The following is a 23,350-nucleotide window of genomic DNA, read 5'->3' on the forward strand; positions in this document are numbered from 1 at the left end:
CAAGGTCCGGGCGGCCACCCGGACCTTGGCTCAATCGCTCTAATCCCACGAAATCTCTCTCGTGTAGATACAAGGTGGTCATGACCAAAGGTTCGGATCTGTTCGTCGCGGCCCTCGAGAACGAAGGGGTCGAGCGGATTTTCGGCATTCCGGGCGAAGAAAATCTCGATATCGTCGAATCCATCCGCCGCTCCTCGATCCAGCTGATCCTGACCCGCCACGAGCAGGCAGCCGCTTTCATGGCCGCCACCTATGGCAGGCTTACCGGCAAGCCGGGTGTGTGCATCACCACGCTTGGCCCGGGCGCGCTCAACCTTTCGACCGGTTCGGCCTATGCGCTGCTCGGCGCGATGCCGATGATCATGATCACCGGCCAGAAGGGCATCCTGTCGTCCCGGCAGGCGCGCTTCCAGATCGTCGACATCGTCGCGGCGATGAAGCCGCTGACCAAGCTGTCGCGTCAGATCGTCTCGCCGAAGATGATCCCCTCGTTGGTTCGCGAAGCTTTCCGTGTCGCCCAGGAAGAGCGTCCCGGCCCCGTACATCTTGAATTGCCGGAAGACATTGCGGCGGCCGAGTGTGAACCGGTAGCACTCGTGCCAACGCATCCGGTCGAACTGCCGCTGGCCAGCCCGGGCGCGCTTGATCGCGCCGCCCGTATGATCATGGAAGCCAGGCGTCCGCTGCTGATGTTTGGTGCGGCGGCGTCGCGACCGCGCGTGACTCCCGATGTCGCCCAGTTCGTGCTGCGGACGCAAATTCCCTATTTCACCACGCAGATGGGCAAGGGCACCGTGCCTGGCGGCACGGAGCTCTATATGGGAACGGCAGCCCATTCGGAGCGCGACTATGTGCACGAGGCCATCGAACAGGCCGATCTGATCATCACCATCGGTCACGACACGGTGGAGAAGCCGCCCTTCATCATGGGGGCAAAGGGGCCGAAGGTCATTCATGTCGGCTACCATTCAGCCGATGTCGAGCAGGTCTATTTCCCGCAAGCCGAAATCGTCGGCGACCTCGGTCCTTCGCTGGCGCTGCTGGCCGACCGCATCGAGGGCAAGGTCCCCAATGCACAGGCCTTGCTGCCGCTGCGGGAAGGCATTCTGAGCCGCATCGCCGCGCGCGCCACCGAAGATCGCTTCACGCCGCAGCGCATCGTGCACGATGTCCGCGCCGTGATGCCGGCGGATGGGATTCTTGCCCTCGACAACGGCATGTACAAGATCTGGTTCGCGCGCAACTACCGGACGCGCATGGCAAACACGATCCTGCTCGACAATGCGCTGGCCACCATGGGCGCGGGCTTGCCGTCGGCGATGATGGCGGCACTGCTCTATCCGCAGCGCCGTGTCATGGCCATCTGTGGCGATGGCGGCTTCATGATGAACAGCCAGGAACTGGAGACCGCCGTCAGGCTCAAGCTCAAACTCGTCGTTCTGCTGCTCGAAGACCATGCCTATGGCATGATCCGCTGGAAGCAGGCGGTCGACGAATTTCCGGATTTCGGCATGACCTTCGGCAATCCCGACTTCGTCAGATATGCCGAGGCCTATGGCGCCAGGGGGACCAGGGTTACGGAGATCGCCGACTTGCGGCCGGCGCTGGAACAGGCCTTCACCGGCGGCGGCGTGCACCTCGTCGTCGTGCCCATCGACTATTCCGAAAACACCAGGGTGCTCGTCGACGAACTGCGCGAGCGGCTGCCGGCGCCGCAGACGCCCTGACGGCGGCAAAGCCGCCGTCAGGATTACCTGGAGCTGTTGCCGGAGCTCCTACAGCTTGCAGTAAGGCGTGACCGGCGCGATGGTGCCGAAATCCTTGGCGATTTCATAGCTGATGCCGTCTGCGGCCGCCTTGCCGACATAGGAATGGCAGAGCGTGTGGTTGTTGCTGGCATCGACCCGGATCTTGCCTTGCGGCGCGTCGAACTCGATCGTCGGCAGCGCCTTGAGCACATCATCGTCCTTCAGCGATCCGGCCTTCTCGGCGGCCAGGGCGTAGAGATGCAGGCCGTTGTAGCCGGCCTCGCCGATGCCGTTGACCATCTTCTCCTTGCCGAACTTCTCGCGGAAGCTCGCGATGAACTTCTTGTTGACCGGATTGTCGAGCGCCATCCAGTAAGGCTGCGGTGCGTAGGTGCCGGCCGCAACGCCGGGCGGCAGCGCGTCCTTGTTGAACACCTCGTCGAGCGGCGCGATCAGCGGCTGCTTGATGTCGAAAGAGCGATACTGCTTGAGCTGCGTGACCGCGTCATTGCCGACCACCATCGACCACACGACGTCGGGCTTCAGCGACTTGATCTTCTGGAATGCAGGGCCGAAATCCGTTGTGCCGAACGGATAATAGTCGGCGCCGATGATCTTGCCGCCGGCCTTCTCATAGGCTGCCGTGATCGCCTCGGTCATCTTCTGCGGCCAGGCATAGTCGGAGGCCATGACGTAGATGGTCTTGCCGAGGTTCTCGGCCACCCACGGCATCATCGGATCGACCTGCTGCATCGGGATCGGGCCGGTGGCGACGAAGTAGCGGTTGCATTCGCCGCCCTCGAAATTGGTTGGGTAGAAGAACAGCTTCTTGGCCTTCGAGGTCACCGACAGCGTCGCACTTCGCTCCGGCGAAATGATCGTGCCCATGACCACGTCGACCTTATCTTCGTTGATGAGCTTGCGCGCCTTGTCGATGGAACCCTTGGTCGTGGTCTGGTTGTCTTCGATGATGAGCTCGACCTGGCGCCCGCCAATGCCGTTGGCGGCGTTCAGCTCGGCTGCGGCGAGCTTGTAGCAATTGAGCAGCGTCTCGCCGAGGATCGCCTGCAGCCCGGTGATCGGGATCGACAGGCCGACCTTGACGGTGTCGGCGGCGCGCAGGATCGACGGCGCACCGATTATGGCGAAGGCGGCCGCGGCGCCGCCGGATTTCAAGACAGTTCTTCTGCTTATCATTGTTGTGTTCCCTTCCAGTCCCAGGCGCGCCCCATGCACGCCTTACAAGTCAACAAGCTCCCAGGCGCGCTTCAGGCGCGCCTTATAGGGCCAACAGATCCTTCAGCAGGGTCTCGTCGGCGAACGCCTCCGGCGCGCCTTCATGGACGATCCTGCCCTTCTCCATCACCAGGCAGCGGTCCGATGCCTTGAGAACGAGATCGAGATTCTGCTCGACCAGCACGATCGCGATGCTGCGTTCGCGCGCGATGCGCGGCACCAGCTCGGCGATCGACTGCACGATGTTCGGCTGTATGCCTTCCGAAGGCTCGTCGAGCAGCAGCACCGACGGCAAGCCGCACAGCGCGCGGCCGATCGCCAGCATCTGCTGCTGGCCGCCTGAAAGCGTGCCTGCGATCTGTGCTTCGCGTTCGCGCAGGATTGGAAAATAGCCGAAGATGTCGGCCGGAATGCCGCCGTCGCCACGGTCCTTGGCAGCGCGGGTGCCGACCTCCAGGTTTTGCCGCACCGTTAGCTGGTTGAAGATCCCGCGCCCCTGCGGCACATGCGCAATGCCTGCCCGCGCGCGGCGGAAGGCCGGCGCGTTCGTGAGGTCCTTGTCACCGAGAACCACCGCGCCACCGCTCGCTCGCAAGCCGCCGGCGATGACGCGCAGCAGCGTCGTCTTGCCGGCGCCGTTACGGCCGAGCAGGCCGACGACTTCGCCCGGCGCGACACTGAGGTCGATGCCGTTCAGCACCGGGAGCGGGCCGTAGCCGGCCGACACCGCCATTGTCCGCAGCATGATCAGCGCCTCCCCAGATAGACATCGCGGACCATTTCGTCGGTCTCGATGTCATGGAAAGGACCGCTGCGCAGGCGGCGTCCCTGATGCAGCACCAGCGTCTCGCAGTTCAGCGCCCGTACGAAGCGGATATCGTGTTCGACGGCGACGATCGAGAACTCGCCCTTTAGGCGTAGCAGCATATCGGCCGTCGCCAGCGTCTCCTGCGGCGTCATGCCGGCGGTGGGTTCGTCGAGCAAAAGCAACCGCGGCTCGATTGCCAGCGCCATGCCGATCTCCAGCCATTGCTTCTGGCCATGCGCGAGTTCGCCGGCCGGTGTGGCGGCGCGATTGCTCAGCGCGACCAATTCCAGCAATTCGCCAACCGGGCGCACAGGCGAGGGCGCCCCCCAGCGGGCGACCTTCACATTGTCTTCCACCGAGAGGCTCGGGAAGACGGACGGGATCTGGAACTTGCGCGCGATGCCGAGCCGGGCGATGCGATGCAGCGGCAGGCCGGCTATGTCGTGGCCGAGGAAGCGCACGCTGCCGCTGGTCGGGCGCAGCGTACCGGTCAACACATTGAGGAAGGTGCTTTTGCCGGCGCCGTTCGGGCCGATGATGCAGCAGAGTTCCTTGTCGCGTACAGTGAGGTTCAGGGCCTCCAGCGCCTGCAGCCCGCCAAAGCGGATGCCGACATTTTCGGCCTGGAGCAGGATGTCGCTCATTGTGCGCGCCTCCCGCCTTTGAACAGGGCTTTCAGTCGCGCGTAGATCGACAGGATGCCGTCCGGCAGGACGAAGACGATGATGACGAAGGCACAGCCGAGCAATAGCGGCCACAGGCTCGGGTTGAAACTGCTGATCGTCTGCTGCGCACGCTGGATGAAGATGGCGCCGAGCACCGGCCCCAGCAGCGTGCCGCGCCCGCCGACCGCCACCCAGACGATGACTTCCGTCGACAGAAGCAGTCCGGACAAATCCGGTGCCACCAACCCCGCCATGCAGACATAGAGCGCGCCGGCAAGGCCGGCGATCGCCGCCGACAGGACGAAGGTGACGAGCAGCCGCAACGGCGCATTGTGGCCGAGCGCTGCTGCCCGGACTTCATTGTCCTGTATGGCGGTCAGCACCGTACCCCAGCGGCCACGGCTGATCGACCACAGCGCCAGCACGGTCACCGCGACGATGGCCGAGACGAAGATGTAGCTGGGCAGGTCCTGGCTGAGATCGACGTGCAGCCCGCCGACATCGAAGGCAATCGGCGGAATGCCGATCAGCCCGCTGTCGCCGCCGGTGACCGAGCTCCAGGAGACCGCCGCCTGCTGGCAGATGACGCCCATGGCCAGCGTGACGATAGTGAAATAGCTGCCACGGATGCCGCCGAAAAACAGGAAGTAGCCGATGATGGCGGAGACCAAGGCCGCACCGGCCACCGCACCGATGATGCCAAGCAGGCTGGCGAAGGAGATCGCATCGTTGAGCGTGATCAGCGCCATGATGTAGCCGCCGATGCCGAAAAACGCAGCGTGGCCGAAACACAGGATTCCAGTGCGGCCCCAGAAGAAGTCGAGGCTCGCGGCGAACAGGCCGAAGATCAGCGCGTCGCGGATCACGGTCAGCTGATACCCGCCGACAAAGAACGGATAGATGATCGCGAGCGCCACGCAGGCGGCGAAGATCAGCAGCCAGTTGCGGTCGCGGGCGATCATCGCGACGCTCCGTTGAACAGGCCGTTGGGCCGAAGCCGGACAGCGACGATGGCCGCCAGCAGCACGACCGCCTGCGCCAGCGACGGCGAGATCTGATAATTGAGGATGCTGGTCAGCCCGCCGACGAAGACGCTGCCGGCGACGAGGCCGCCGATCGAGCCGACGCCGCCGACAATGACGACGAAGAAGGCGTTGGCGAGATAGTTCACCCCCATCTGCGGCAGCACGATCGCCAGCGGCGCGACCAGTCCGCCGGCGAGCCCGGCGATGGCCGCGCCGAAGGTGAAGGCGATGGCGTAGGTGCGCCGCGTGTTGATGCCGACGCCCTCGGCCATTTCGCGGTTCTGGATGACGGTGCGGATGTCGAGACCGAAGGACGTGCGGCTGATCAGCAGGATGACGCCGAGCAAGGTCAGCATGGCGATGCCGATCAGGATCAGCCGATAGGCCGGGTAGACAGTGAAGAAGAGGTCGAGCGTGCCCTCGATAGGCGGCGTCACCGGCTTGGCGCCGAGACCGAAGATCAGTTCCAGCCCTTGCTGCAGGATCAGGCTGACGCCCCAGGTGGCAAGCACAGTTGAGACCGGCCTGGAATAGAGATGGCGGATGATGGCGAATTCGAGGATGCAGCCGATCACCGCGCCGGCGATGGGGGCAGCCGCCAGCCCTAGCCAGAACGAGCCACCCATGCTCTGGACGAAATAGACCGCGAAGGCGCCGACGGTGACGAACTCGCCATGTGCCAAATTGGTCACGTTCATCAGGCCGAAGCTAATCGCTAGCCCGAGCCCGACCAGCATCAGGATACTGATCAGCGTCAGCGCATTGAGCAGCGTGGTGATGACGAAATCCATCGCGTCAGGCCGCACTGGCGAGACGTTGGCGCAGGCCGGCGAGCAGGCCTTCGGCGGCATCGATCACCGCGGCCTGATGAAGCTGCAGGTCTTGCCCGGCCCATTCGTCGATATGGTCCGACAAAGGGTCGACCACTTCGGTACGGTGATTGGCTAGCGTCTCGATGACGGCATGGCCGCAGAACGGCACATAGCCCTCGGAGTAGCCGCCTTCATGGGTCATCATCAGGCGCCCTTGCGAGGTCTCGGCGGCCAGCGCAACCATGCGCGCGGCGAGACGCCTGAAGCATTCGCTGTTGAGCATCATGCGGCCGAGTGGATCGAAGCCGGATGCATCGAAGCCGGAGGCGACGATGACGAGGTCCGGTCTGTAGGCGCGCAGTGCCGGCGCGACAACGCGGTCGAAAGTCGCTTCATAAGCACCGGTTCCGCTGCCGGCCGGCAGCGGGATGTTGATGTTAAAGCGCTCGCCGGCATCTTTCCCGTTGTCGGCCAGCGCACCGCGCCCGGTCGGATAGAGATTGTCCTGGTGCACGGAAATGGTCAGAACCGACGGGTCGGAATAGAACACCGTCTCGGTGCCGTTGCCGTGATGCACATCCCAGTCGACTATCGCCGCGCGCCCGAGCAGGCCTTCATGCTGCAGCCGGCGGACAGCGACGCCAATGTTGGAGAACAGGCAGTTGCCCATCGCCTGGTCGGGCTCGGCATGGTGTCCCGGCGGCCGCGCCAGCGCATAGGCATTGTCGACGCGGCCCGTCAGCACGGCGCGCATCGCGGCATAGGTGGTGCCGGCCGACAGCAGCGCGATGTCAAAACTGTTGAGGCCGATCGGCGCCTGCGGCCCGGCGAAACCGGAGCCGCGTTCGCTGAGCATGCGAATATCGTCGACATGGCGTTGCGTGTGCACGCGCAACAGGTCGTCGACCGAGACCGGCTCGGGGATGATCGGCACCAGATGCCGCGACAGGCCGCTGACCTGGATGAGGTTGTTCAGCCGGCGCTTGGAGCCAGGGGATTCCAGATGCCGGCCGGGTTCCACGAAACGGCCGGGCGGCATCATGTCGGCGCTGGAGCCGGTGTCATGCCACATCAGCTGTTCGTGAAAAACGTAGCCTGTCGCCATCCGCAGCGTCCTCTGAAAACCAGGTGACGCTAGCAGGCTAACGATCAGATGGCCCGACCCGAAAGTGGGGTCGCGCCTCTTATCTATGCCCCTCCTTTCGGAGGGGTATGGGCGCCTGCAGATCCTTGCGCAGCGCGCACCGCCTGCACCCGGTTGGTCACCGCGAGCTTGCCGAAAATGTTCTTCAGATGCCATTTCACCGTGGTCTCGCTCACCGACAACGCCAAGGCGATATCGCGGTTGGACATGCCCTCGGTGAGATAGCGCAGCAGTTCGGCCTCGCGCTGGGTGAGCTGTTCCTTCTCGGCGGCTGGTGCGGCCAGCTTGCGCGTCGCGACAGGCATCGCCTGCGCGGCATCGATGATGCGCGACGCATAGGCTGACAGTGCGGGATCGGTCTTCGCCTGGGCCGCGCGCAGCCGCATCAACCCTTCGACAACAGGCCTTCCCTCGTCGACGAAAGAGCGGATGAAGCCGGATGGTTGGGCGAGACGCAACGCATTGAGGAGATTGCGGTCGGCCTCGCGTTGGTCGTGGGCAGCGCTGGCCGCTTTGGCGCGCAGGATCAGCGCCAATATATGGCGGCGCATGCGCCCGCTGTCTTTCGTGCGCTCGAGCAGCGCGTCGAAAACCCCCGCGGCAGCGGCATAGGATTTCTCGGCCGTCAGCAGGCGGCCCTCGGCAAAGAACTCGAACTCGTTGGCGGTAGTGATGACCACCGAAGCCTCGGTCCCTTCGCCCCGATGCTCGGCCAGCAGCGCACGCGCCTCGGCAATACGGTTCTGGTCGAGCAGCACACGTATGCGGTCATGCACGATCATCGATGCCAGGCGGCGATACACCGTGCCATGTACGCGTTGATAGACGCGCTCAAGCATATCCAGTGCCGCTTCGGTGCGACCGGTCAGCTGCAGCACGCGGGCATAGGTCGGCACGCTGGCCAGAGGATAGACAATGACTGCCGCGCCTTCGATCTGCGGTCCGAGATTCTCGACCAGGGTCAGCGCTTCGCCCGACGCATTGGTCTCATAGGCAAGTTCCGCAAGCAGCGTGCCGGCCAGGGCCTCGGCATAGGAGTTTGCACCGATCCGCGCCCGAGCCTCGATGATCGCGTTGCGCAGCAGCCGCTCGGCGGCGGGCAAGCGGCCCGCCGAACGCTCGATCACGGCCATGTAGCAATTGGCAATGGTGACGCCGAGCAGGCTGCCGCTTCGCTCATGCGCCCGGCGTGCCGCATCGATCGCGGCGCGGGCACCGTCGAGGTCACCCAGCGCGTAGAGGTTGTAGCCAATGACATTGGCGGTAGCACCCTCCATGAACCAGGCATCTGGCGCGATGACGCGCAGGGCCGCAAGGGCTGTGTCGCGCGCCTGATCGAACTGCTCCAGCGTGCTGTGAACGGCGGCGGCGAGAACCACGAGCTCAGCCTCGATCGTTGTGCCGGTCATCGTGCCTGGGTCGTTGCTGTCGGTCGGTCCGGTCTCGACCAACTTGCGCGCATTGCTCAGCGTCTGTTGGGCAATCTCCGGCTGGCTGCTGTGCACCGCCAACCACAGCACGACCAGCTGCAGCCGAATGCGCTGGTCGATCAGCTTCCTCGGCAGCAGTGCCAGCAGTTGGCGCACGTAGAGAAGCTGGCACTGGGCGATGAGGTCGAGCGCATTGTTCTCCACGAACACCGCCGCGCGGGCCTGGTCGCCGGCGGCCAGCGCGTGCCCGATCGCCTCTGTCAGCATCTTGCGCTCGCCGAACCATTCGGCGGCCGCCAGATGCAGCGGCGCGATCATCTCCGGTTCGCGCCGTTCCATTTCGCGGCTGAGGAAATCGCGGAACAGGTGATGGTAGCGGAACCAGCGCCGCTCTTCGTCGAGCGGCACCAGGAACAGGTTGCGCGTCTCGATCTCGGTGATCGCCGCTTCGGCGTCGGCCGCGCGCATCACCGCCCGGCAGGCCTCGGCGCTGAAGCGTTCGAAGATCGAGCTGTAGAGCAGGAATTTTGCGATCGCCGGCGGCAGTTCCAGGAACACTTCGCCCATCAGGAAGTCGGCGACGTTTCGGTTGGCGCCGGTAAAATTGCCGATGACGGTTTCCGGTGCATGCGCGGCACTCAGTGACAAAGAGGCCAGTTGCAGGCCGGCGGCCCATCCTTCGGTGCGCGAGCACAAGGTCTCCACCGTGCCGCTGCTGACGCTCAGGCCCAGCTTGTCGTTGAAGAAAGCTTCGGCCTCGGATGAGGCGAAACGCAGATCGTCGGGGCCGATTTCGAAAACGTCGCCAAGCACCCGGAGCTTGCCGAGCTGCAGGTCGGGCAGGCTGCGTGAGCCGATGACGAAAGCAACATTTTCCGGCGCCTGCCGGGTCAGGCGCTCCATGAACCGCTTCACCGCCGGCGCCTCGACGGCGTGGTAATCGTCGAAGAACAGGGTGATGTCGGCCTCGCGCGCCGCCAGACCCGCCACAAGTGCCGCGAGCACGACATCGAGCTGCGGGATGGGGCTCGACTGGAAGGCAAGGTCGAGTTCCGCCGGGCTCTGGACCAGATGGCGCAGCGCGCCCACCAGATGCGATAGGAAGGCGCCCTCATCATTGTCCGTCGCCTCGCAGGACAGCCATGCCGTCAGCCTGCCGTGGCGTGCGATTTCCGCAGCCCATTGCGCCATCGTCGTCGATTTGCCGAAGCCGGCGGGCGCGGCGAACAGCACGATGCGGGTGTCGATATGACGCTCCAGCGTCGACAGAATGGTCTCGCGGCGCACCCATCGGCGATGGTGCGGCGACGCTTGGCTGACGGATTGCGGAGCTGTTCTCATCTAGGTCCGCACAGCCTGTAGCTCTCTGGGGGAGAGTCGCCGCAGCCGCTCCACTCCGCTTCGATCAGCGGAATTTGCGGTGCGGCATCGCGCGGCAAGGTTCCCTTGATACGGGGATCGTCGACGATCTCAAATCCGGTAGCGAAGGGCACGAACCCGCAGGCGCTGTAGAATCCGATGACGCTGTGATGATCGAAGCTGCTTGTATGCAGCCAGATGCGGCTCGGGTTGAGACGCCATGCGAGCTCCAGTGCCCCGGCCATCAGCCGTTTGCCGAAACCGCGGCCGGTCAGGGACGGGAACAGGCCGAAATAGGTGATCTCGATCTCGTTATTGTCGGCGGCGAAGAACTCGACCATGCCGAGATGCGCGCCGGTTTCGTCGTGGCCGTAGTAGAGATGCTGGCGCGGGTCGGCGAAATGCTCGGTGATTTCGGCATCGGACATTTCGGAAACGCGGTCCCACAGCCAGGGTGCGCCGATCTCGAGAAAGATCGCCCGGTAGGAAACGCAATCGGGCGTCGTGATCCGTGTCATGCCCAAGGGGCGCGCGAGATCCGGCTGCGGCGTGCGCGCTTCCATCCAGGTCACCGCATTGGCAAGCTTACCAGCCGGCAGGCGATGGTAGCCAATGGCGAGATCGGTGATTTCGGCGGGCATCGTGTCTTCTGTGATCAACGCATTCCCTCGTCATGTCTTCCAGAGATAGCAGTATCGGCTTGCTGCATCCGATGCCAACTCTCCAAGACCATGGCAGCATCGAACGGCAAGTCCTGGACTGAAAGTTTGGCGCGCATGCCTCTTGCATTTCACAGGAATGGCATATGAGATATGATACACCATCCAGATGAAAGTGAAATATGATGCCTGAGCGGATTGCGGATGAGGCCATTCTGAGCGCAGTCGATGATGGCTTCGCCCGACAGGTCGCGTTTCTGCAAGACCTCGTGCGCTTTCCCTCCCAACGTGGCGAGGAACACCCCGCGCAGTCGTTTATGGCTGCCGCCTACGAGGCGGATGGCTACGCGGTCGACATGTGGCGCGTCGATGTCGACGTGATTCGCGACCTGCCGGGTTTTTCCCCCGTGGCGGTCTCTTACGACGATGCCTTCAACGTCGTTGCTACCCACACGCCGCGAAACGCGACCGGCCGCTCGCTGATCCTCAACGGCCATATCGATGTCGTTCCGACCGGACCGCTCGACCGCTGGGTCCGCGATCCCTACGATCCGGCGATCGAGGATGGCTGGATGCATGGCCGCGGCGCCGGCGACATGAAGGCCGGCCTGTCCGCCTGCCTCTATGCGCTGAGCGCCTTGCGTAGCCTTGGCTATCAGCCGGCCGCGAACGTGTATCTCCAGTCGGTGGTCGAGGAGGAATGCACCGGCAATGGCGCGCTTGCATGCCTGCAGCGCGGCTATCGCGCCGACGCCGCCTTCATTCCCGAACCGCTGGAGCCGCGGCTGATGCGGGCGCAGGTCGGGCCGATCTGGTTCAGGGGCGAGGTCGACGGCGATCCGCAGCATGCGTCGGGTGCATTTTCGGCCGGCGCCAATGCCATCGAAAAGGCCTTCGTCATCATTCAGGCGCTGAAGCAGCTCGAAATCGTCTGGAACGCGCGCAAGGTCGATGACAGGCATTTCCATGATCACCCGCATCCGATCCGCTTCAACCTCGGCAAGATCGAAGGCGGCGAGTGGACATCGAGCGTTCCGGCGCGCTGCGTCTTCGAGATGCGCGTCGCCACCTATCCCGGCCAGAGGCTCGAAGACGCCAGGGCCGAGCTCGAGGCCTGCATTGCCGATGCGGCGCGCGCCGATCCGTTCCTGGCCAACCGACCACCCAAGATGACCTACAATGGCTTCATGGCCGAGGGCTATGTGCTGGAGGGCGCCGACGAGATGGAAGCGGTGCTACGCCGCAGCCATACCGCCGTGTGGGGCGAGCCGCTGACGGAACACGTCACCTCGGCGACCACCGATGCGCGTTTCTTCGGCCTCTACGCCGACACGCCGGCGATCGTCTACGGCCCGATCTGCCGCATGCCGCATGGCTATGACGAAGCCGTCGATCTCGACTCGGTGCGCAAGGTCACCCAGACGATCGCGCTGTTCATCGCCGACTGGTGTGGCCTCGAACCTATCGAGGCTAAGCCATGAATGCGGCGGTGCCCGATGCGTTCGGCGAAACACTCGCCGAGGACGCACCGGATGTTTCCACGGCCGACGCGCTCGCCATCCTGCGCCGGCACTACGGGCTGACCGGCACCGCGCGTCCGCTGCCTGGCGAACGCGACCACAATTTCCATATTCAGACCGACGGCGAGGGCGAGTTCGTCCTGAAGATCTCCCATCCGGCGGAAGAAGCTGGTTTCACCGATTTCCAGAACAAGGCGCTCGACCACATACTTGCGGTCGACCCCACCTTGCCGGTTCCCTCGGTGCGCAAAAGCCTCGAGGATGAGGCGCAGTTCGCGGTTAGAGTCGCTGGATCGGCGCCGCGCATCATCCGGCTGGTGACCTATCTGCCCGGTCAGTTGCTGTCGCGCTCGCCGACTTCCGAGGAGCAGGATCGCAATCTCGGCATCTTCCTCGCCCGCCTTGGCAGGGCGCTGCGCGGCTTCTTCCACCCGGCCGCCGGCAGCGACCTGCTCTGGGACATCCGCAAGGTCGCCAAGACACGGCCGATGATGGCGCACATCACTGATCCGACTCGGAGGGCGATGGTCGAGCGCGCGAACGACTCCTTCGAGCAGCATGCAGCGCCGGTCATTCCCACCCTGCGCGCGCAGATCGTCCACAACGACATGAATTCCTACAATGTGGTGATGGATGCTTCGCGGCCGGAGGTCGTCAGCGGCATTCTCGATTTCGGCGACATGATCCATTCGCCGCTGATCTGCGACCTCGCCATCGGCGCCGTCTACCGCTGGCCGGCGGAAGGCCATCCGCTGGCACCGGCGGCGCGCTTTGTCGCAGGTTATCAGTCGCTCCAACCACTGGAGGAGGAAGAGATTGGCATTCTCTTCGATCTGATCCGTGCCCGACTTGCGCTCATCGTCAACATCGCCAGCTGGCAGGCCGAGCGTTTCCCGGCCAAGCGCGACTACGTGCTGCGCCTCGCCACCGAAGTCTGGGCTTCACTCGAACGGTTGAACGGCCTGTCGTCCACCGATGCCCGCCGCTATTTTCTCGACCATTCCAATCCGGAGTAGATGCTCGTGTCCCAGTCCTCGCCATACCCCGCAAATGCCGACGCGGCTGCATCGGAGCGCGCGCTGCTCGAACGCCGCGCCAGGCTGCTCGGGCCGACCTACCGCGCCTTCTACCGCAACCCTATTCATCTGGTGCGCGGCAGCGGTGTGTGGCTCTACGACGCCCAGGGCCGCAAATTCCTCGATGCCTACAACAACGTCGCCTCGGTCGGGCATTGCCATCCGCGCGTCGTCGAGGCGCTTTCGAGGCAGGCCGCAACGCTCAACACCCACACACGCTATCTCAGCGAGATCATCCTCGACTATGCGGAAAAACTACTCGGCACCGTTCCGGCCCATCTTGGCCACGCCATGTTCACCTGCACCGGCAGCGAGGCGAACGACCTTGCCATCCGCATTGCCCAGTATTCCAGCGGCGGCACCGGGGTGATCATCACCGATTTCGCCTATCACGGCGCCACCATAGCGACGGCGCAACTGTCGCCGGCGGCGGTCGGGGCAAAGGGGGTACCAGCGCACCACCGCATGGTGGCAGCGCCGGACACGTTCCGCGACCATGGCCGGGCCGCGCATGATTTCGCCGGAAATGTCGCCGCTGCCATAGAGGACATGCGAGCAAAAGGCATCAAGCCGGCGGCGCTGCTTCTCGACTCCGCCTTTTCCAGCGACGGCATCTTCTTTCCCGATGCGGCGGTGATGCGCGAAGCGGCGGATCACGTCAAAAAGGCCGGCGGCATCGTCATCGCCGATGAGGTCCAGTCCGGCTTCGGCCGGCTTGGCCAGGGCATGTGGGGCTTCGCAAACTATGGCATCGAGCCTGACATCGTCTCGATGGGCAAGCCGATCGGCGATGGGCACCCGATGGGCGCCGTGCTCGTGCGGCCGCAGCTTGTCGCCTCCTTCGGTTCGAACACCGGCTACTTCAACACCTTCGGCGGCAACCCGGTCGCGGCCGCTGTCGGCCTCGCCGTTCTCGATGTCATCGAAGGCGAGGGGCTGATCGAGAATGCGCGCAATGTCGGCGCCTATACGAGTGAACTGCTGCGCGCCCTGCAGGGCCGGCACGGCGCGGTCGCTGATGTCAGGCACAACGGCCTCTATTTCGGCGTCGAGCTGACGGCGGACGGCGACGAGGCTCTGGCCGCCACCAAGACATCGGCGGTCGTCGAAGCCATGCGCGAGGACGGCGTGCTGATCTCGTCCTGCGGTCCGCGCGGCAATGTGCTGAAGATCAGGCCGCCACTGCCCTTTGCCAGGGACAATGCCGAGCAACTGGCCGAGACGCTCGATCGCGCTCTGTCGAACCGGTGATCGGAGCGGCCCGCGTATGCTGAAGCTTGAACATCAGACCCTGAATGACCGCGCCTATGGCGCGCTCAAGCAGGAGTTGATTTCCGGCGGCTTCAGCCCGGGCCAGGCGCTGGTCATCCGCAAGCTCGCCGAGACGTTCGGCATCTCGACGACACCGATCCGCGAGGCGCTGCAGAGGCTTGTCGCCGAGCGGCTGCTCGAGATGCAGAACAACCGCTCGGTCATCGTGCCGTTGCTGTCCGCGCCTGCCTTCGAGGAGCTGACGCGCATCCGCATCGCCGTCGAGGGACTGGCGGGCGAGATGGCGGCGACCAGGATGAGCGAAAGCGGGCTGGCTGACATCCAGGCGACGCTCGCCGGCATGCAGCGTGCCATTGAGGCCGGCGACGCCAGGGCCTATCTCTCATTGAACGAGGCGTTCCACTTCGCCATCTACCAGCATGCCGGCGCGCCGATCCTTTTGAACATGATCCGCGACCTCTGGGGGCGGGTCGGGCCTTATCTCAAGCTGCTGATGCAGGCCGATCGCTACATCCCGCAGTCCAACGACGCGCATCGCAAGATCGTCGCCGCACTGGAGCAGCGCAGCGGTCCCACTGTACGGATTTTCATAGAAGAGGACATCGCCGTGGCGGCCGCTGTGCTGTCTGCAAACCTTGACGCTGCCAGGGAGCCGTCGGCCTAGCTCGTCCCGTCCAGCCGGTCGCGCAGCATGCTCCAGCCGAGCAGCATGTTGGGCGCGTGCCGCAGCACGGCGTGGAACGGTATTGGCGCCGGCGGCGCGAAGGGCAGCGGCAGGTCGCGGGCGTCGGTGCCGGCGGCCCAGTCGGCCAGAACCTTGCCCATCGCCGTCGTCATGGCGATGCCGCGCCCGTTGCAGGCGCGACCGGCGATCAGTCCCGGACCGAGGTCGATCAGGTGCGGCAGGAAATCCGGTTCGACCGCTGCCATTCCCGACCAGCTGTAGGCAAGCGGCGGCAGGTCGGGCAGACCGAGATGCCGGCCGAGCCTTCGCCAGATCGTCTGCGGTACGCGCGTATCCGCACCGGCGCCAAGGATATGCATGCCGCCGCTGATCAGCCGGTTTTCGGCGTCGAAGCGGAAGGTGAACAGATTGCGTCTGGTGTCACCGACACCTTGCCCGCCGGGAAGCAATCGGTTGCGCACTTCACGAGGCAGCGGCGCTGTCGCGATCTGGAAGACTTTCAGCGGGAAGTAGGTTCGCTGCAACGACGGATTGAGGGACCAGCCATAGGCGTTGGTGGCGATCAGCACCTTGCCCGCGCGTACCGAGCCAGAGGGCATTTTCAGCATCCAGCCATCGGCTATGCGATCAACCGAGGTGACGCGCGTCTGCTCGAAGATCTTTGCGCCGGCCTTCTCCGCCGCATCGGCCAATCCGCCCGCATAGGCGACCGGATTGAGCACGCCGCCGGAACGGTCCATCCAGCCGCCGACATAGCCTGGCACGCCTGTCATTGCTTCGATTTCCTGCCGATCCAATGTGACCGCCGGCCGGCCACGCTGTGCCCATTGCCCGGCGCGTGACTTGACCTTCTCGAAGGCCGCAGGCGAATGCGCCGGCTGGACCCATCCGTTCTGCACGGCGTCGCCGTCGATGCCGTGCTGCCGGATCAGGCGGAAAACCAGGTCGGCGCTGCCGGCGGCGAAATCGATCAGCCTTTCGCCGCGCGACGGCCCGAGATGGGCCAGTATGTCGACCGGGTCCATCTTGGCGAAGTTCGGCACGACGAAGCCCGCATTCCTGCCGGTCGCACCCCAGGCGATGAACTCGGCTTCGAGAACGGCGACGGAAAGTCCTTTCCCCGCCGCATGCAGCGCGGTTGAAAGGCCAGAAAAGCCGCCGCCGACGATTGCTAGGTCGACATCGAGCCCGCCTTGCAGTGCCGGCCGCTCACGTCGATTGCGGCCGACGGCATGCCAGAGCGAAACGCCGTGCGCTTCCTGCCGGATGACGGCATTCATGAGCTGGAACTGCTCCTGTCTGCAGCGATCCTCGCCCGCTTGCCAAACCAAGGCCGCCGTGGCCTGTCGCCGAACAGCCCGTTCGGCCGGACCAGCAGGATAACGCAGAGCATGACGCCGATGGCGGCGATCTGCAGCGCGGCGGCACGAGCCTGCTGTTCCGGCGGGAAGAGGATGCTGGTCAGCGTGCCCGACCCAGCCCATATCGCCCAGACCAGGATGCTGCCGACGACGGCGCCGAGATTGCTGCCCGAGCCGCCGACGATCAGCATCACCCAGACCTGGAAAGTCAGGATCGGCAAATAATTGTCCGGCGCGATGAAGCCGGTGAAATGCGCCTGCAGTGCACCGGCCAGCGCCATGATGGCGCCGCCCACGGCAAAGGCCTGGACTCGGTAGAAACGCGCGCTCTTGCCAAGCGAGATCGCCGCCCGCTCATCCTCGCGTAGCGCCTTCAGCACGCGGCCCCACGGGCTGCGCGACAGATGTTCCAAAGCGAGATAGGCGACCAGAGTCACCGCCGCGACCACGGCAAGGTTCGACAGGTTGAACAGCAGCGGCGTCTCGGCAAGGCTGCCGAAGGGGCGCGGGATGAAGCCGATGCCGAACGGGCCGCCGGTCAGTTTCTGCGCGTTGAGCGCGACCAGTTGCACGACGACGGCGACGCCGAAGGTGGTGATCGCCAGATAGTCGGACCTGAGCCGCAGCGTCGCCATGCCAGTTAACGCCGCGGCAATGCCGCCGACGACCATGGCGCCCGCCCAGCCGACAACGATCGGCAGGCCAAGGCCACCCAGCCGCGCGGCGTCGTCGGGAGTGGTCAGCAATGCCGAGGTGTAGGCGCCGATGGCGACGAAGCCGGCAAGGCCGACATTGAACAGGCCGGTCAGGCCCCACTGCAAATTGAGCCCCAGCGTGACCAGCGAAAAGATCAGCGCGGTGGTCAGGAAGAAGGCGCCGTAGCCGATCAGATCCATCAGCGTTCCCTCACACCAAACAGGCCGATCGGCCGCACGAACAGCACCGCCATCAGGATGATGAAGGAGACGGCGGCGCGCCATTCGGCGCCGATCAGCTGCACGGCACCGGCCTCGGCGAGCCCGATGATCAGGCCGCCGAGCACGGCGCCGGGGATGCTGCCGATGCCGCCGAGAATGGCGGCGGCAAACATCGGCAATAGCATGTCGAAGCCCATGAACGGGCGGATCTGCACCAGGATGCCGATCATCACGCCGGCCACGCAGGCCAGCGCCCCGCCGATGACCCAGGTGACGCGCACCACGCTGGCGACGTCGATGCCGACGATGCGGGCCAGTGCCGCGTTCTGGCTCAGGGCCTGCATCGAGCGGCCGGTCTGCGTGCGCGTCATCAACAGATGCACGCCGAGCACCAGCACCGCGGTCAGCAGCAAAAGCGCGATCTGGTCTGATGTGATGCGGATGCCGAAGCCGACCGGCATGGCGATCTGGATCGCCCTGCTGAAATAGGTCGGCCGCGAGGTGAAGGTGAATTCGAGCAGGCTTCTCAGCGCCATCGAGGCACCGAAGCTCGCCATCACCACGATGATCGCCTGGCCTTGCGAGCGCAGCCGCGAAAACAGCACCTTGTCGAGCAGCAGCGCCAGCAAAGCGGTGAACGCCATGCCGACGACCAGCGCGACAATCAGCGGCCAGCCGAAGGACAGCGGTGCGATCGGTGCCACCTTGCCGACTGTCGCGCCGATGGCGCTGACGACGGCCAGCGTCGCATAGGTGCCCCAGGCCATGAAGTCGCCATGGGCAAAGTTCGAGAAGCGCAGGATCGAATAGGTAAGCGTCACGCCGATGGCGCCCAAGCCGATCATCGAACCCGTCAGCAATCCGTCGACGACAAATTGCAGGCTCATGCCCCACCTCCTGTGCCGGACTTGCGGGGGCGCTGGCCGAGATAGAGTTCGGCGACCACCGGATCGTTCCACAGCTCGGAAGCAATGCCCTCGTGCCGGTCTTTGCCTTCGACCAGCACATAGGCGCGGTCGCCGATGGCGAGCGCTGCCTTGGCATTCTGTTCGACGAGCAGGACAGTGACGCCGGACTTGCGGATGCCGGCCAGCATCTCGAACACCATCGAGACGAATTTCGGCGACAGGCCGGCCGACGGCTCGTCTAGCACCAGCACCTTGGGGTGGACGATCAGCGCCCGCGCAACGGCGAGCATCTGCCGTTGTCCGCCCGAGAGGTTGCCGGCGGCGGTGCGGCGCTGGCGGACGAGATCGGGGAAGGCGGCATACATCTCCTCGATGCGCGCAGGAATTTCGCGCCGCTCAAGGATGCCGCAAGCAACTCTTAGATTGTCCTCGACCGACATCAGTGGGAAGATGTTTTCGGTCTGCGGCACGAAGGCCAGCCCGAGCCGCACCATGGTGTGGGCCGGCGCGGCAGTGATGTCCTTGCCGTCCAGAAATACTGTGCCGCCGGTGATCGGGACGAGGCCGGCGATGGCCTTGATGAAGCTAGACTTGCCGGCGCCGTTGGGGCCGAGCACCACGACGATCTCGCCCTTGGCGACGGTGATCGAGGGGCCGCGCACGATCGGCACGCCGGGCTCGTAGCCGGCTTCGAGGTCGCGGACATCGAGAACGATCTCGCTCATGCCGCGCCTCCGAGATAGGCCTCGATGACGCGCGGGTCGCGAGCGACCTCTTCGGCCGTGCCTTCGCTGAGCAACTGGCCGCTCGCCATGACGAGGACGCGATGGCAGAGCCGCGTCACCATGTCGATATTATGCTCGATCAGCAGGAAGGTGATACCGCGCGCATTGATGTCGCGGATGCGGTCGATGATGACTTCGAGCAGCGTCGCGTTGACGCCGGCCGCCGGTTCATCGAGCAAGATGATCGCCGGATCGGCCATCATCACGCGGGCGAGTTCGAGCAGCTTGCGCTGGCCGCCGGAAAGCACGCGCGCCGGCTCATGCGCGAGATGAACGAGGGCGACCAGTTCCAGCAGTTCAAGCGCCTTTGTCCTGGCGGCCCTTTCCTGCGCGGCGACGCGCCATGGCGTGACGAAATTGGCAAGCAGCTTTTCGCCGGCCTGACCCTGTGCCGCCAGCATGATGTTTTCGATCAGCGTCAGGTTGGGCAGCGGGCGCGGTATCTGAAACGTGCGGCCGAGACCGCGTCCGATGCGCAGATGTGCTGCTTCGCCCGAGACGCGCGCGCCGTTGAGAAGGATTTCGCCGCTGGTCGGCAATATGCTGCCGGCAAGCAGGTCGAACATCGTCGTCTTGCCGGCGCCGTTGGGGCCGATGAGGCCGAGGATTTCGCCCGCTTTGACGTTAAACGAGACGTCGTTGACCGCGACAAGGCCGCCGAACCGCCTGACGACATTCCTTGCCGTCAGAACCGGCGCGCGGGTTTCCCCTTGCCGTTTGGTTGCCTCGCTCATCAAACCCTCTGGCCGAAGACGATCGCTGTCGCCTCCTGATTATGATTTGTGATCACACTTGCGTTGATCACGCTATTCGGCTTTAATTTCCTCCGCAAGCCGAAAACCGGCCACGAACGGAATTCCATGCAAAAGGCTGCCATCGAAAAGAACAACGAGGTGATCGCGGCCCAGCTTGCGCCGGTCGGCCGCGAGACCGTGCAGGACCGCGTGTATTCCGAGCTGCGCCGCGCCCTGATTGGCGGCCTGTTCGAACCGAGCCAGGTGCTGACCATCCGTGGCCTGGCTGACGCCTTGGTCACCTCGACCATGCCGGTGCGCGAGGCGCTCGGCCGGCTGATCACGGAAAAGGCGCTGGAGGCGCTGCCCAACCGTTCGGTGCGCGTGCCGCCGATCACGCTGGAACGCCTCGACGATCTCCTGCGGGCTCGCATCCTGATCGAGGGCGAGGCGATCGCGCTGGCCGCCGCCCGCATGGGTCCGCGCCAGATCGCCACCATCGAAACCATCCTCGCCGAATGGGACGAGATGCGGGCTTTGAAACACAAGAAGGACGTCGACCGCGAAGTGACGCTCAACCAGAGCTTTCATTTCGAGATCTACCGCTCCTGCGGTTCGGCCGTGCTGATCCCGATGATCGAGAGCCTATGGCTGCAATCGGGTCCCTGCATTCGTGTCGCCATCTACGCCTTCTCGGAAGCCGGCGAGGTCGACACCGCCCAATATCACCGCCGCATCGTCACGGCGCTGTCCACGCAGGATGCGCAGGCGGCGCGCGAGTCGCTGGTCGCCGACATCAGCCGACCCTTCACCTTCCTGCGCAGCAAGCTGCAGGCCGCCGCCGCGAAAGACCAGACATGACCGCCATCAGGATCACCGAGCCGCGCTCGCAGCTTTCCGTAACGGCATTGCTGCTGCCCGAGAAGGCGCCGGAAAACGCTGCCTTCCTCTTGGCCTATCTCGGCACGCCACGCGTTGTTCCGGGCATCCATGCGATGTGGACGGGGCCTGAGATTTCCTGTCCGGTTCCATCAGCCGACCTCGAGGGCCAGGCCTATGCAAAACCGTTGCCGGCCGAGAACGCGACGCTGAACCCGCAGCCGGGCGACATCGTACTGTCCTACGTGCCGCCACGCATGTGGGGCGGCAATCCCAATGCGATCTTCGACATTGGCCTCTACTACGGGCAGGGCGCGCGGCTCTTGTTCCCGATAGGCTGGCTGGCCGGCAGTGTGGTGGCGCAGGTGCGCGTCGAAGAGCGTGACCGGTTCGCCTCCGCGTGCGGTGTCATCCGCCGCAACGGCGCCTGCGATATCACCTTCAGCCTGATGGAGGCCTGACATGGCCGACGACAGTTTCGAGCTGTTCGACCTTCGCGTCGAGGCGGTCATCCCCAAGGGCAAACCTATCTATTGCGGCGCCAAGGAAGGCGATTATTTCGAGCTCAAGGGCGAGATGCTGTCGATGCCGGCAGGGCAGGGTTTTTCGATCTATTCGATCGCCGCCGTGTTGCCGCTGCTGGCAGCCAAGCAGCGCCCAACCCACCCGAACGACTGGATGACCTCGGACGCCGAGATCGCTTGTCCCGATCCCAATTGCGGCAGCCGGCTGCGGATCGTCAGGGCCGCCAAGCGGCGGTTCAGCCACGCCGAGACGACGGCGGTGCCGCTGCCGAAAGAGGTTGACCTGAGATGACCGCCAAGACCTTCGAACTCGGCCCCGGCTACACCATCTCACGCGTCATTCGCGGCGGCTGGCAGCTGGCTGGCGGCCACGGCGCCATTGACCGCAGCCAGGCGGTGGCCGATCTGATCGCCACTTTCGATGCCGGCATCTGGACCTATGATTGCGCCGACATCTACACCGGCGTCGAGGAGCTGATCGGTGCCGCGCGCCTGCGGCTGGCCAGCGAGCGCGGCCTCGACGTCGCGGCCAGGATGAAGGTGCACACCAAGCTGGTGCCCGACCTCGAACGGCTGGCCAGTATCAGCCGCGACTACATCAGGGGCATCGTCGACCAGTCATTGCGGCGGCTGAAGACCGAGCGGCTCGATCTCGTGCAGTTCCATTGGTGGGACTATGAACAGCCGCGCTATGTCGATGCCATGGGCTGGCTCAACGAGCTTCGGTTGGAGGGCAAGGTGCGCAATCTCGGCACCACCAATTTCGACACGCCAAGGCTCGCCGAGATACTCGCTGCCGGCATCCCGCTGGTCAGCCAGCAACTGCAATATTCCGTGCTCGACCAGCGCCCGGGCAGCAGCCTGGCCGCGCTCGCAAAACAGAACGGCGTCAGCTTCCTCTGCTATGGCTCAGTCGCCGGCGGCTTCCTCAGCAACAAATGGCTCGGTGCGGCCGAGCCCGCCACGCCGCTCGAAAACCGCTCGCTGGTCAAGTACAAGCTGATCATCGACGATTTTGGCGGCTGGGAGCTGTTCCAGCACCTGCTGCAGGCGCTGAAGGCCGTTGGCGACCGCCACGGCGTTGACGTCGCCACCATCGCCAGCGCCTGGGTGCTGGAGCAGCCGCAAGTGGCGGCGGTCATCGTCGGCGCCCGCAACCAGGCCCACGCCATTGCCAATGCGAAAATCATGGACGTTGCGCTCGACGCCGAGGACCGGGAGCGGATTGCGGCCGTCATCGCGCAAGGCACCGGCCTCGAAGGTGACGTCTACACGCTGGAACGCGACCGCCGCGGCCGCCACGGTTCGATCATGCATTACAACCTCAATGCGGGGAAGAAATGAGCGGCGAACCCTCCCTGTTTTCACGCGCCAGCGCCGAAATCATCGACCTGCACCGCTTCTTCGTCGACTGGTTCGTCGCCGCGCGAGCCAACACGGTGGACTTCGGCCGCTTCGAACGCGCCATGGGCAAGGACCTCAGCATGGTGGCGCCGGACGGGCAGATCCTCGATCGCGAAGCGGTCGTCGACCATGTCCGCGCAAGCCGTGCTTCCTGCGACGATGGTTTCGCCATTTCGATCGAGGACATCCGGCCCGGCTGGCAGGACGCGGATACCATCGTCGTCCTCTATGTCGAAGCGCAGCTGCGCGCAGGCAAGCACAGCCGCCGTCAATCGAGCGCCGTCTTCAGCACCAGTTCATCGGCGCCCAACGGCGTCGAATGGCGACATCTGCATGAAACCTGGCTGCAGGTGCCGGAACGCTGAACAGGCTACAGAATTCAAATACAGTCGAGTAACG

Annotated in this window: 23 protein-coding genes; 10 read left to right on the plus strand and 13 right to left on the minus strand. The window is 64.7% G+C overall.

Annotation, left to right across the window (positions count from 1 at the left end):
- Positions 1-80: 80 nt before the first annotated feature.
- The gene (locus LB559_RS10155; RefSeq protein WP_224673965.1) at positions 81-1,727 is read left to right on the plus strand and encodes an acetolactate synthase large subunit; all 1,647 of its coding nucleotides are present in this window, start codon (positions 81-83) and stop codon (positions 1,725-1,727) included.
- A gap of 48 nt (positions 1,728-1,775) precedes the next feature.
- On the opposite strand, the gene LB559_RS10160 is transcribed toward LB559_RS10155, so the two are convergent.
- The 8 genes from LB559_RS10160 to LB559_RS10195 form a co-directional block, all read right to left on the minus strand.
- Positions 1,776-2,924, minus strand: a complete 1,149-nt coding sequence (locus LB559_RS10160) for a substrate-binding protein (protein WP_411970035.1) — start codon at positions 2,922-2,924, stop codon at positions 1,776-1,778.
- Between the two features lie 103 nt (positions 2,925-3,027).
- Positions 3,028-3,729 (minus strand): ABC transporter ATP-binding protein, encoded by a 702-nt coding sequence (locus tag LB559_RS10165; protein WP_063171570.1) that lies wholly within the window; start codon positions 3,727-3,729, stop codon positions 3,028-3,030.
- A gap of 2 nt (positions 3,730-3,731) precedes the next feature.
- On the minus strand, positions 3,732-4,436 hold the full coding sequence (locus LB559_RS10170; RefSeq protein WP_013532995.1) for an ATP-binding cassette domain-containing protein: 705 nt from the start codon (positions 4,434-4,436) through the stop codon (positions 3,732-3,734).
- On the minus strand, positions 4,433-5,419 hold the full coding sequence (locus LB559_RS10175; protein WP_224673967.1) for a branched-chain amino acid ABC transporter permease: 987 nt from the start codon (positions 5,417-5,419) through the stop codon (positions 4,433-4,435). Before LB559_RS10175 ends, LB559_RS10170 begins: the two co-directional genes overlap by 4 nt.
- Positions 5,416-6,333: an urea ABC transporter permease subunit UrtB gene (gene urtB, locus LB559_RS10180; protein ID WP_224619834.1), complete on the minus strand. Its 918-nt coding sequence runs from the start codon at positions 6,331-6,333 to the stop codon at positions 5,416-5,418. The genes LB559_RS10175 and urtB overlap by 4 nt, the downstream gene beginning before the upstream one ends.
- A complete protein-coding gene (locus LB559_RS10185; protein ID WP_224673968.1) occupies positions 6,278-7,399 on the minus strand; it encodes a class II histone deacetylase in 1,122 nt (373 codons plus the stop codon). Before LB559_RS10185 ends, urtB begins: the two co-directional genes overlap by 56 nt.
- Positions 7,400-7,482: 83 nt before the next feature.
- The gene (locus LB559_RS10190; protein WP_224673969.1) at positions 7,483-10,209 is read right to left on the minus strand and encodes a LuxR C-terminal-related transcriptional regulator; all 2,727 of its coding nucleotides are present in this window, start codon (positions 10,207-10,209) and stop codon (positions 7,483-7,485) included.
- On the minus strand, positions 10,206-10,868 hold the full coding sequence (locus LB559_RS10195) for a GNAT family N-acetyltransferase (RefSeq protein WP_224673970.1): 663 nt from the start codon (positions 10,866-10,868) through the stop codon (positions 10,206-10,208). Before LB559_RS10195 ends, LB559_RS10190 begins: the two co-directional genes overlap by 4 nt.
- A gap of 203 nt (positions 10,869-11,071) precedes the next feature.
- Here LB559_RS10195 and LB559_RS10200 point away from each other — a divergent pair, with 203 nt between their 5' ends.
- From LB559_RS10200 to LB559_RS10215, 4 genes are read left to right on the plus strand one after another with little or no spacing between them, the layout of a single operon-like run.
- Entirely contained in the window at positions 11,072-12,367 is a 1,296-nt protein-coding gene (locus LB559_RS10200; RefSeq protein WP_224673971.1) for an ArgE/DapE family deacylase, read from the plus strand.
- On the plus strand, positions 12,364-13,422 hold the full coding sequence (locus LB559_RS10205) for a phosphotransferase (RefSeq protein ID WP_224673972.1): 1,059 nt from the start codon (positions 12,364-12,366) through the stop codon (positions 13,420-13,422). The genes LB559_RS10200 and LB559_RS10205 overlap by 4 nt, the downstream gene beginning before the upstream one ends.
- The gene (locus LB559_RS10210; RefSeq protein ID WP_224673973.1) at positions 13,423-14,733 is read left to right on the plus strand and encodes an aspartate aminotransferase family protein; all 1,311 of its coding nucleotides are present in this window, start codon (positions 13,423-13,425) and stop codon (positions 14,731-14,733) included.
- Between the two features lie 16 nt (positions 14,734-14,749).
- On the plus strand, positions 14,750-15,418 hold the full coding sequence (locus tag LB559_RS10215; RefSeq protein WP_024502527.1) for a GntR family transcriptional regulator: 669 nt from the start codon (positions 14,750-14,752) through the stop codon (positions 15,416-15,418).
- Here the strand turns inward: LB559_RS10215 and LB559_RS10220 are convergent.
- Genes LB559_RS10220 through LB559_RS10240 form a run of 5 tightly spaced genes read right to left on the minus strand, consistent with a single transcriptional unit; the run spans position 15,415 to position 20,144 of the window.
- On the minus strand, positions 15,415-16,719 hold the full coding sequence (locus LB559_RS10220; protein ID WP_127388239.1) for an NAD(P)/FAD-dependent oxidoreductase: 1,305 nt from the start codon (positions 16,717-16,719) through the stop codon (positions 15,415-15,417). The two genes, LB559_RS10215 and LB559_RS10220, sit on opposite strands and share 4 nt — an antisense overlap.
- Complete coding sequence (locus LB559_RS10225; protein WP_024502529.1) at positions 16,716-17,699, minus strand: branched-chain amino acid ABC transporter permease; 984 nt, start codon at positions 17,697-17,699, stop codon at positions 16,716-16,718. The genes LB559_RS10220 and LB559_RS10225 overlap by 4 nt, the downstream gene beginning before the upstream one ends.
- Complete coding sequence (locus tag LB559_RS10230) at positions 17,696-18,604, minus strand: branched-chain amino acid ABC transporter permease (RefSeq protein ID WP_224673974.1); 909 nt, start codon at positions 18,602-18,604, stop codon at positions 17,696-17,698. The genes LB559_RS10225 and LB559_RS10230 overlap by 4 nt, the downstream gene beginning before the upstream one ends.
- Positions 18,601-19,350, minus strand: coding sequence for an ABC transporter ATP-binding protein (locus LB559_RS10235; protein WP_224673975.1), 750 nt, complete (start codon positions 19,348-19,350; stop codon positions 18,601-18,603). The genes LB559_RS10230 and LB559_RS10235 overlap by 4 nt, the downstream gene beginning before the upstream one ends.
- Complete coding sequence (locus tag LB559_RS10240) at positions 19,347-20,144, minus strand: ABC transporter ATP-binding protein (protein ID WP_224673976.1); 798 nt, start codon at positions 20,142-20,144, stop codon at positions 19,347-19,349. The genes LB559_RS10235 and LB559_RS10240 overlap by 4 nt, the downstream gene beginning before the upstream one ends.
- Before the next feature lie 126 nt (positions 20,145-20,270).
- On the opposite strand from LB559_RS10240, the gene LB559_RS10245 reads away from it, so the two are divergent.
- From LB559_RS10245 to LB559_RS10265, 5 genes are read left to right on the plus strand one after another with little or no spacing between them, the layout of a single operon-like run.
- On the plus strand, positions 20,271-21,005 hold the full coding sequence (locus LB559_RS10245) for a GntR family transcriptional regulator (RefSeq protein ID WP_024502532.1): 735 nt from the start codon (positions 20,271-20,273) through the stop codon (positions 21,003-21,005).
- The gene (locus LB559_RS10250; RefSeq protein ID WP_224673977.1) at positions 21,002-21,484 is read left to right on the plus strand and encodes a DUF3830 family protein; all 483 of its coding nucleotides are present in this window, start codon (positions 21,002-21,004) and stop codon (positions 21,482-21,484) included. Before LB559_RS10245 ends, LB559_RS10250 begins: the two co-directional genes overlap by 4 nt.
- A 1-nt stretch (position 21,485) precedes the next feature.
- Positions 21,486-21,839: a TIGR04076 family protein gene (locus tag LB559_RS10255; protein WP_224673978.1), complete on the plus strand. Its 354-nt coding sequence runs from the start codon at positions 21,486-21,488 to the stop codon at positions 21,837-21,839.
- On the plus strand, positions 21,836-22,891 hold the full coding sequence (locus LB559_RS10260; RefSeq protein WP_224673979.1) for an aldo/keto reductase: 1,056 nt from the start codon (positions 21,836-21,838) through the stop codon (positions 22,889-22,891). Before LB559_RS10255 ends, LB559_RS10260 begins: the two co-directional genes overlap by 4 nt.
- The gene (locus LB559_RS10265; protein WP_224673980.1) at positions 22,888-23,316 is read left to right on the plus strand and encodes a DUF4440 domain-containing protein; all 429 of its coding nucleotides are present in this window, start codon (positions 22,888-22,890) and stop codon (positions 23,314-23,316) included. Before LB559_RS10260 ends, LB559_RS10265 begins: the two co-directional genes overlap by 4 nt.
- The last annotated feature ends 34 nt before the right edge of the window (positions 23,317-23,350 follow it).

This window comes from Mesorhizobium sp. BR1-1-3 (assembly GCF_020165455.1).
GTDB classification, from domain to species: Bacteria; Pseudomonadota; Alphaproteobacteria; order Rhizobiales; family Rhizobiaceae; genus Mesorhizobium; species Mesorhizobium ciceri.

Bases quoted from the DNA above. Each gene is read 5' to 3' on its own strand.
- LB559_RS10255 (WP_224673978.1), top strand. From the start codon at position 21,486: ATGGCCGACGACAGTTTCGAGCTGTTCGACCTTCGCGTCGAGGCGGTC.
- LB559_RS10155 (WP_224673965.1), top strand. From the start codon at position 81: ATGACCAAAGGTTCGGATCTGTTCGTCGCGGCCCTCGAGAACGAAGGG.
- LB559_RS10185 (WP_224673968.1), bottom strand. From the start codon at position 7,399: ATGGCGACAGGCTACGTTTTTCACGAACAGCTGATGTGGCATGACACC.
- LB559_RS10170 (WP_013532995.1), bottom strand. From the start codon at position 4,436: ATGAGCGACATCCTGCTCCAGGCCGAAAATGTCGGCATCCGCTTTGGC.
- LB559_RS10215 (WP_024502527.1), top strand. From the start codon at position 14,750: ATGCTGAAGCTTGAACATCAGACCCTGAATGACCGCGCCTATGGCGCG.
- LB559_RS10200 (WP_224673971.1), top strand. From the start codon at position 11,072: ATGCCTGAGCGGATTGCGGATGAGGCCATTCTGAGCGCAGTCGATGAT.
- LB559_RS10235 (WP_224673975.1), bottom strand. From the start codon at position 19,350: ATGAGCGAGATCGTTCTCGATGTCCGCGACCTCGAAGCCGGCTACGAG.
- LB559_RS10205 (WP_224673972.1), top strand. From the start codon at position 12,364: ATGAATGCGGCGGTGCCCGATGCGTTCGGCGAAACACTCGCCGAGGAC.
- LB559_RS10195 (WP_224673970.1), bottom strand. From the start codon at position 10,868: ATGCCCGCCGAAATCACCGATCTCGCCATTGGCTACCATCGCCTGCCG.
- LB559_RS10210 (WP_224673973.1), top strand. From the start codon at position 13,423: ATGCTCGTGTCCCAGTCCTCGCCATACCCCGCAAATGCCGACGCGGCT.
- LB559_RS10260 (WP_224673979.1), top strand. From the start codon at position 21,836: ATGACCGCCAAGACCTTCGAACTCGGCCCCGGCTACACCATCTCACGC.
- LB559_RS10230 (WP_224673974.1), bottom strand. From the start codon at position 18,604: ATGAGCCTGCAATTTGTCGTCGACGGATTGCTGACGGGTTCGATGATC.
- LB559_RS10245 (WP_024502532.1), top strand. From the start codon at position 20,271: ATGCAAAAGGCTGCCATCGAAAAGAACAACGAGGTGATCGCGGCCCAG.
- LB559_RS10190 (WP_224673969.1), bottom strand. From the start codon at position 10,209: ATGAGAACAGCTCCGCAATCCGTCAGCCAAGCGTCGCCGCACCATCGC.
- LB559_RS10165 (WP_063171570.1), bottom strand. From the start codon at position 3,729: ATGCTGCGGACAATGGCGGTGTCGGCCGGCTACGGCCCGCTCCCGGTG.
- LB559_RS10175 (WP_224673967.1), bottom strand. From the start codon at position 5,419: ATGATCGCCCGCGACCGCAACTGGCTGCTGATCTTCGCCGCCTGCGTG.
- LB559_RS10240 (WP_224673976.1), bottom strand. From the start codon at position 20,144: ATGAGCGAGGCAACCAAACGGCAAGGGGAAACCCGCGCGCCGGTTCTG.
- urtB (WP_224619834.1), bottom strand. From the start codon at position 6,333: ATGCCGCCGAAGGCCTGCTCGCCGGCCTGCGCCAACGTCTCGCCAGTG.
- LB559_RS10265 (WP_224673980.1), top strand. From the start codon at position 22,888: ATGAGCGGCGAACCCTCCCTGTTTTCACGCGCCAGCGCCGAAATCATC.
- LB559_RS10220 (WP_127388239.1), bottom strand. From the start codon at position 16,719: ATGAATGCCGTCATCCGGCAGGAAGCGCACGGCGTTTCGCTCTGGCAT.
- LB559_RS10250 (WP_224673977.1), top strand. From the start codon at position 21,002: ATGACCGCCATCAGGATCACCGAGCCGCGCTCGCAGCTTTCCGTAACG.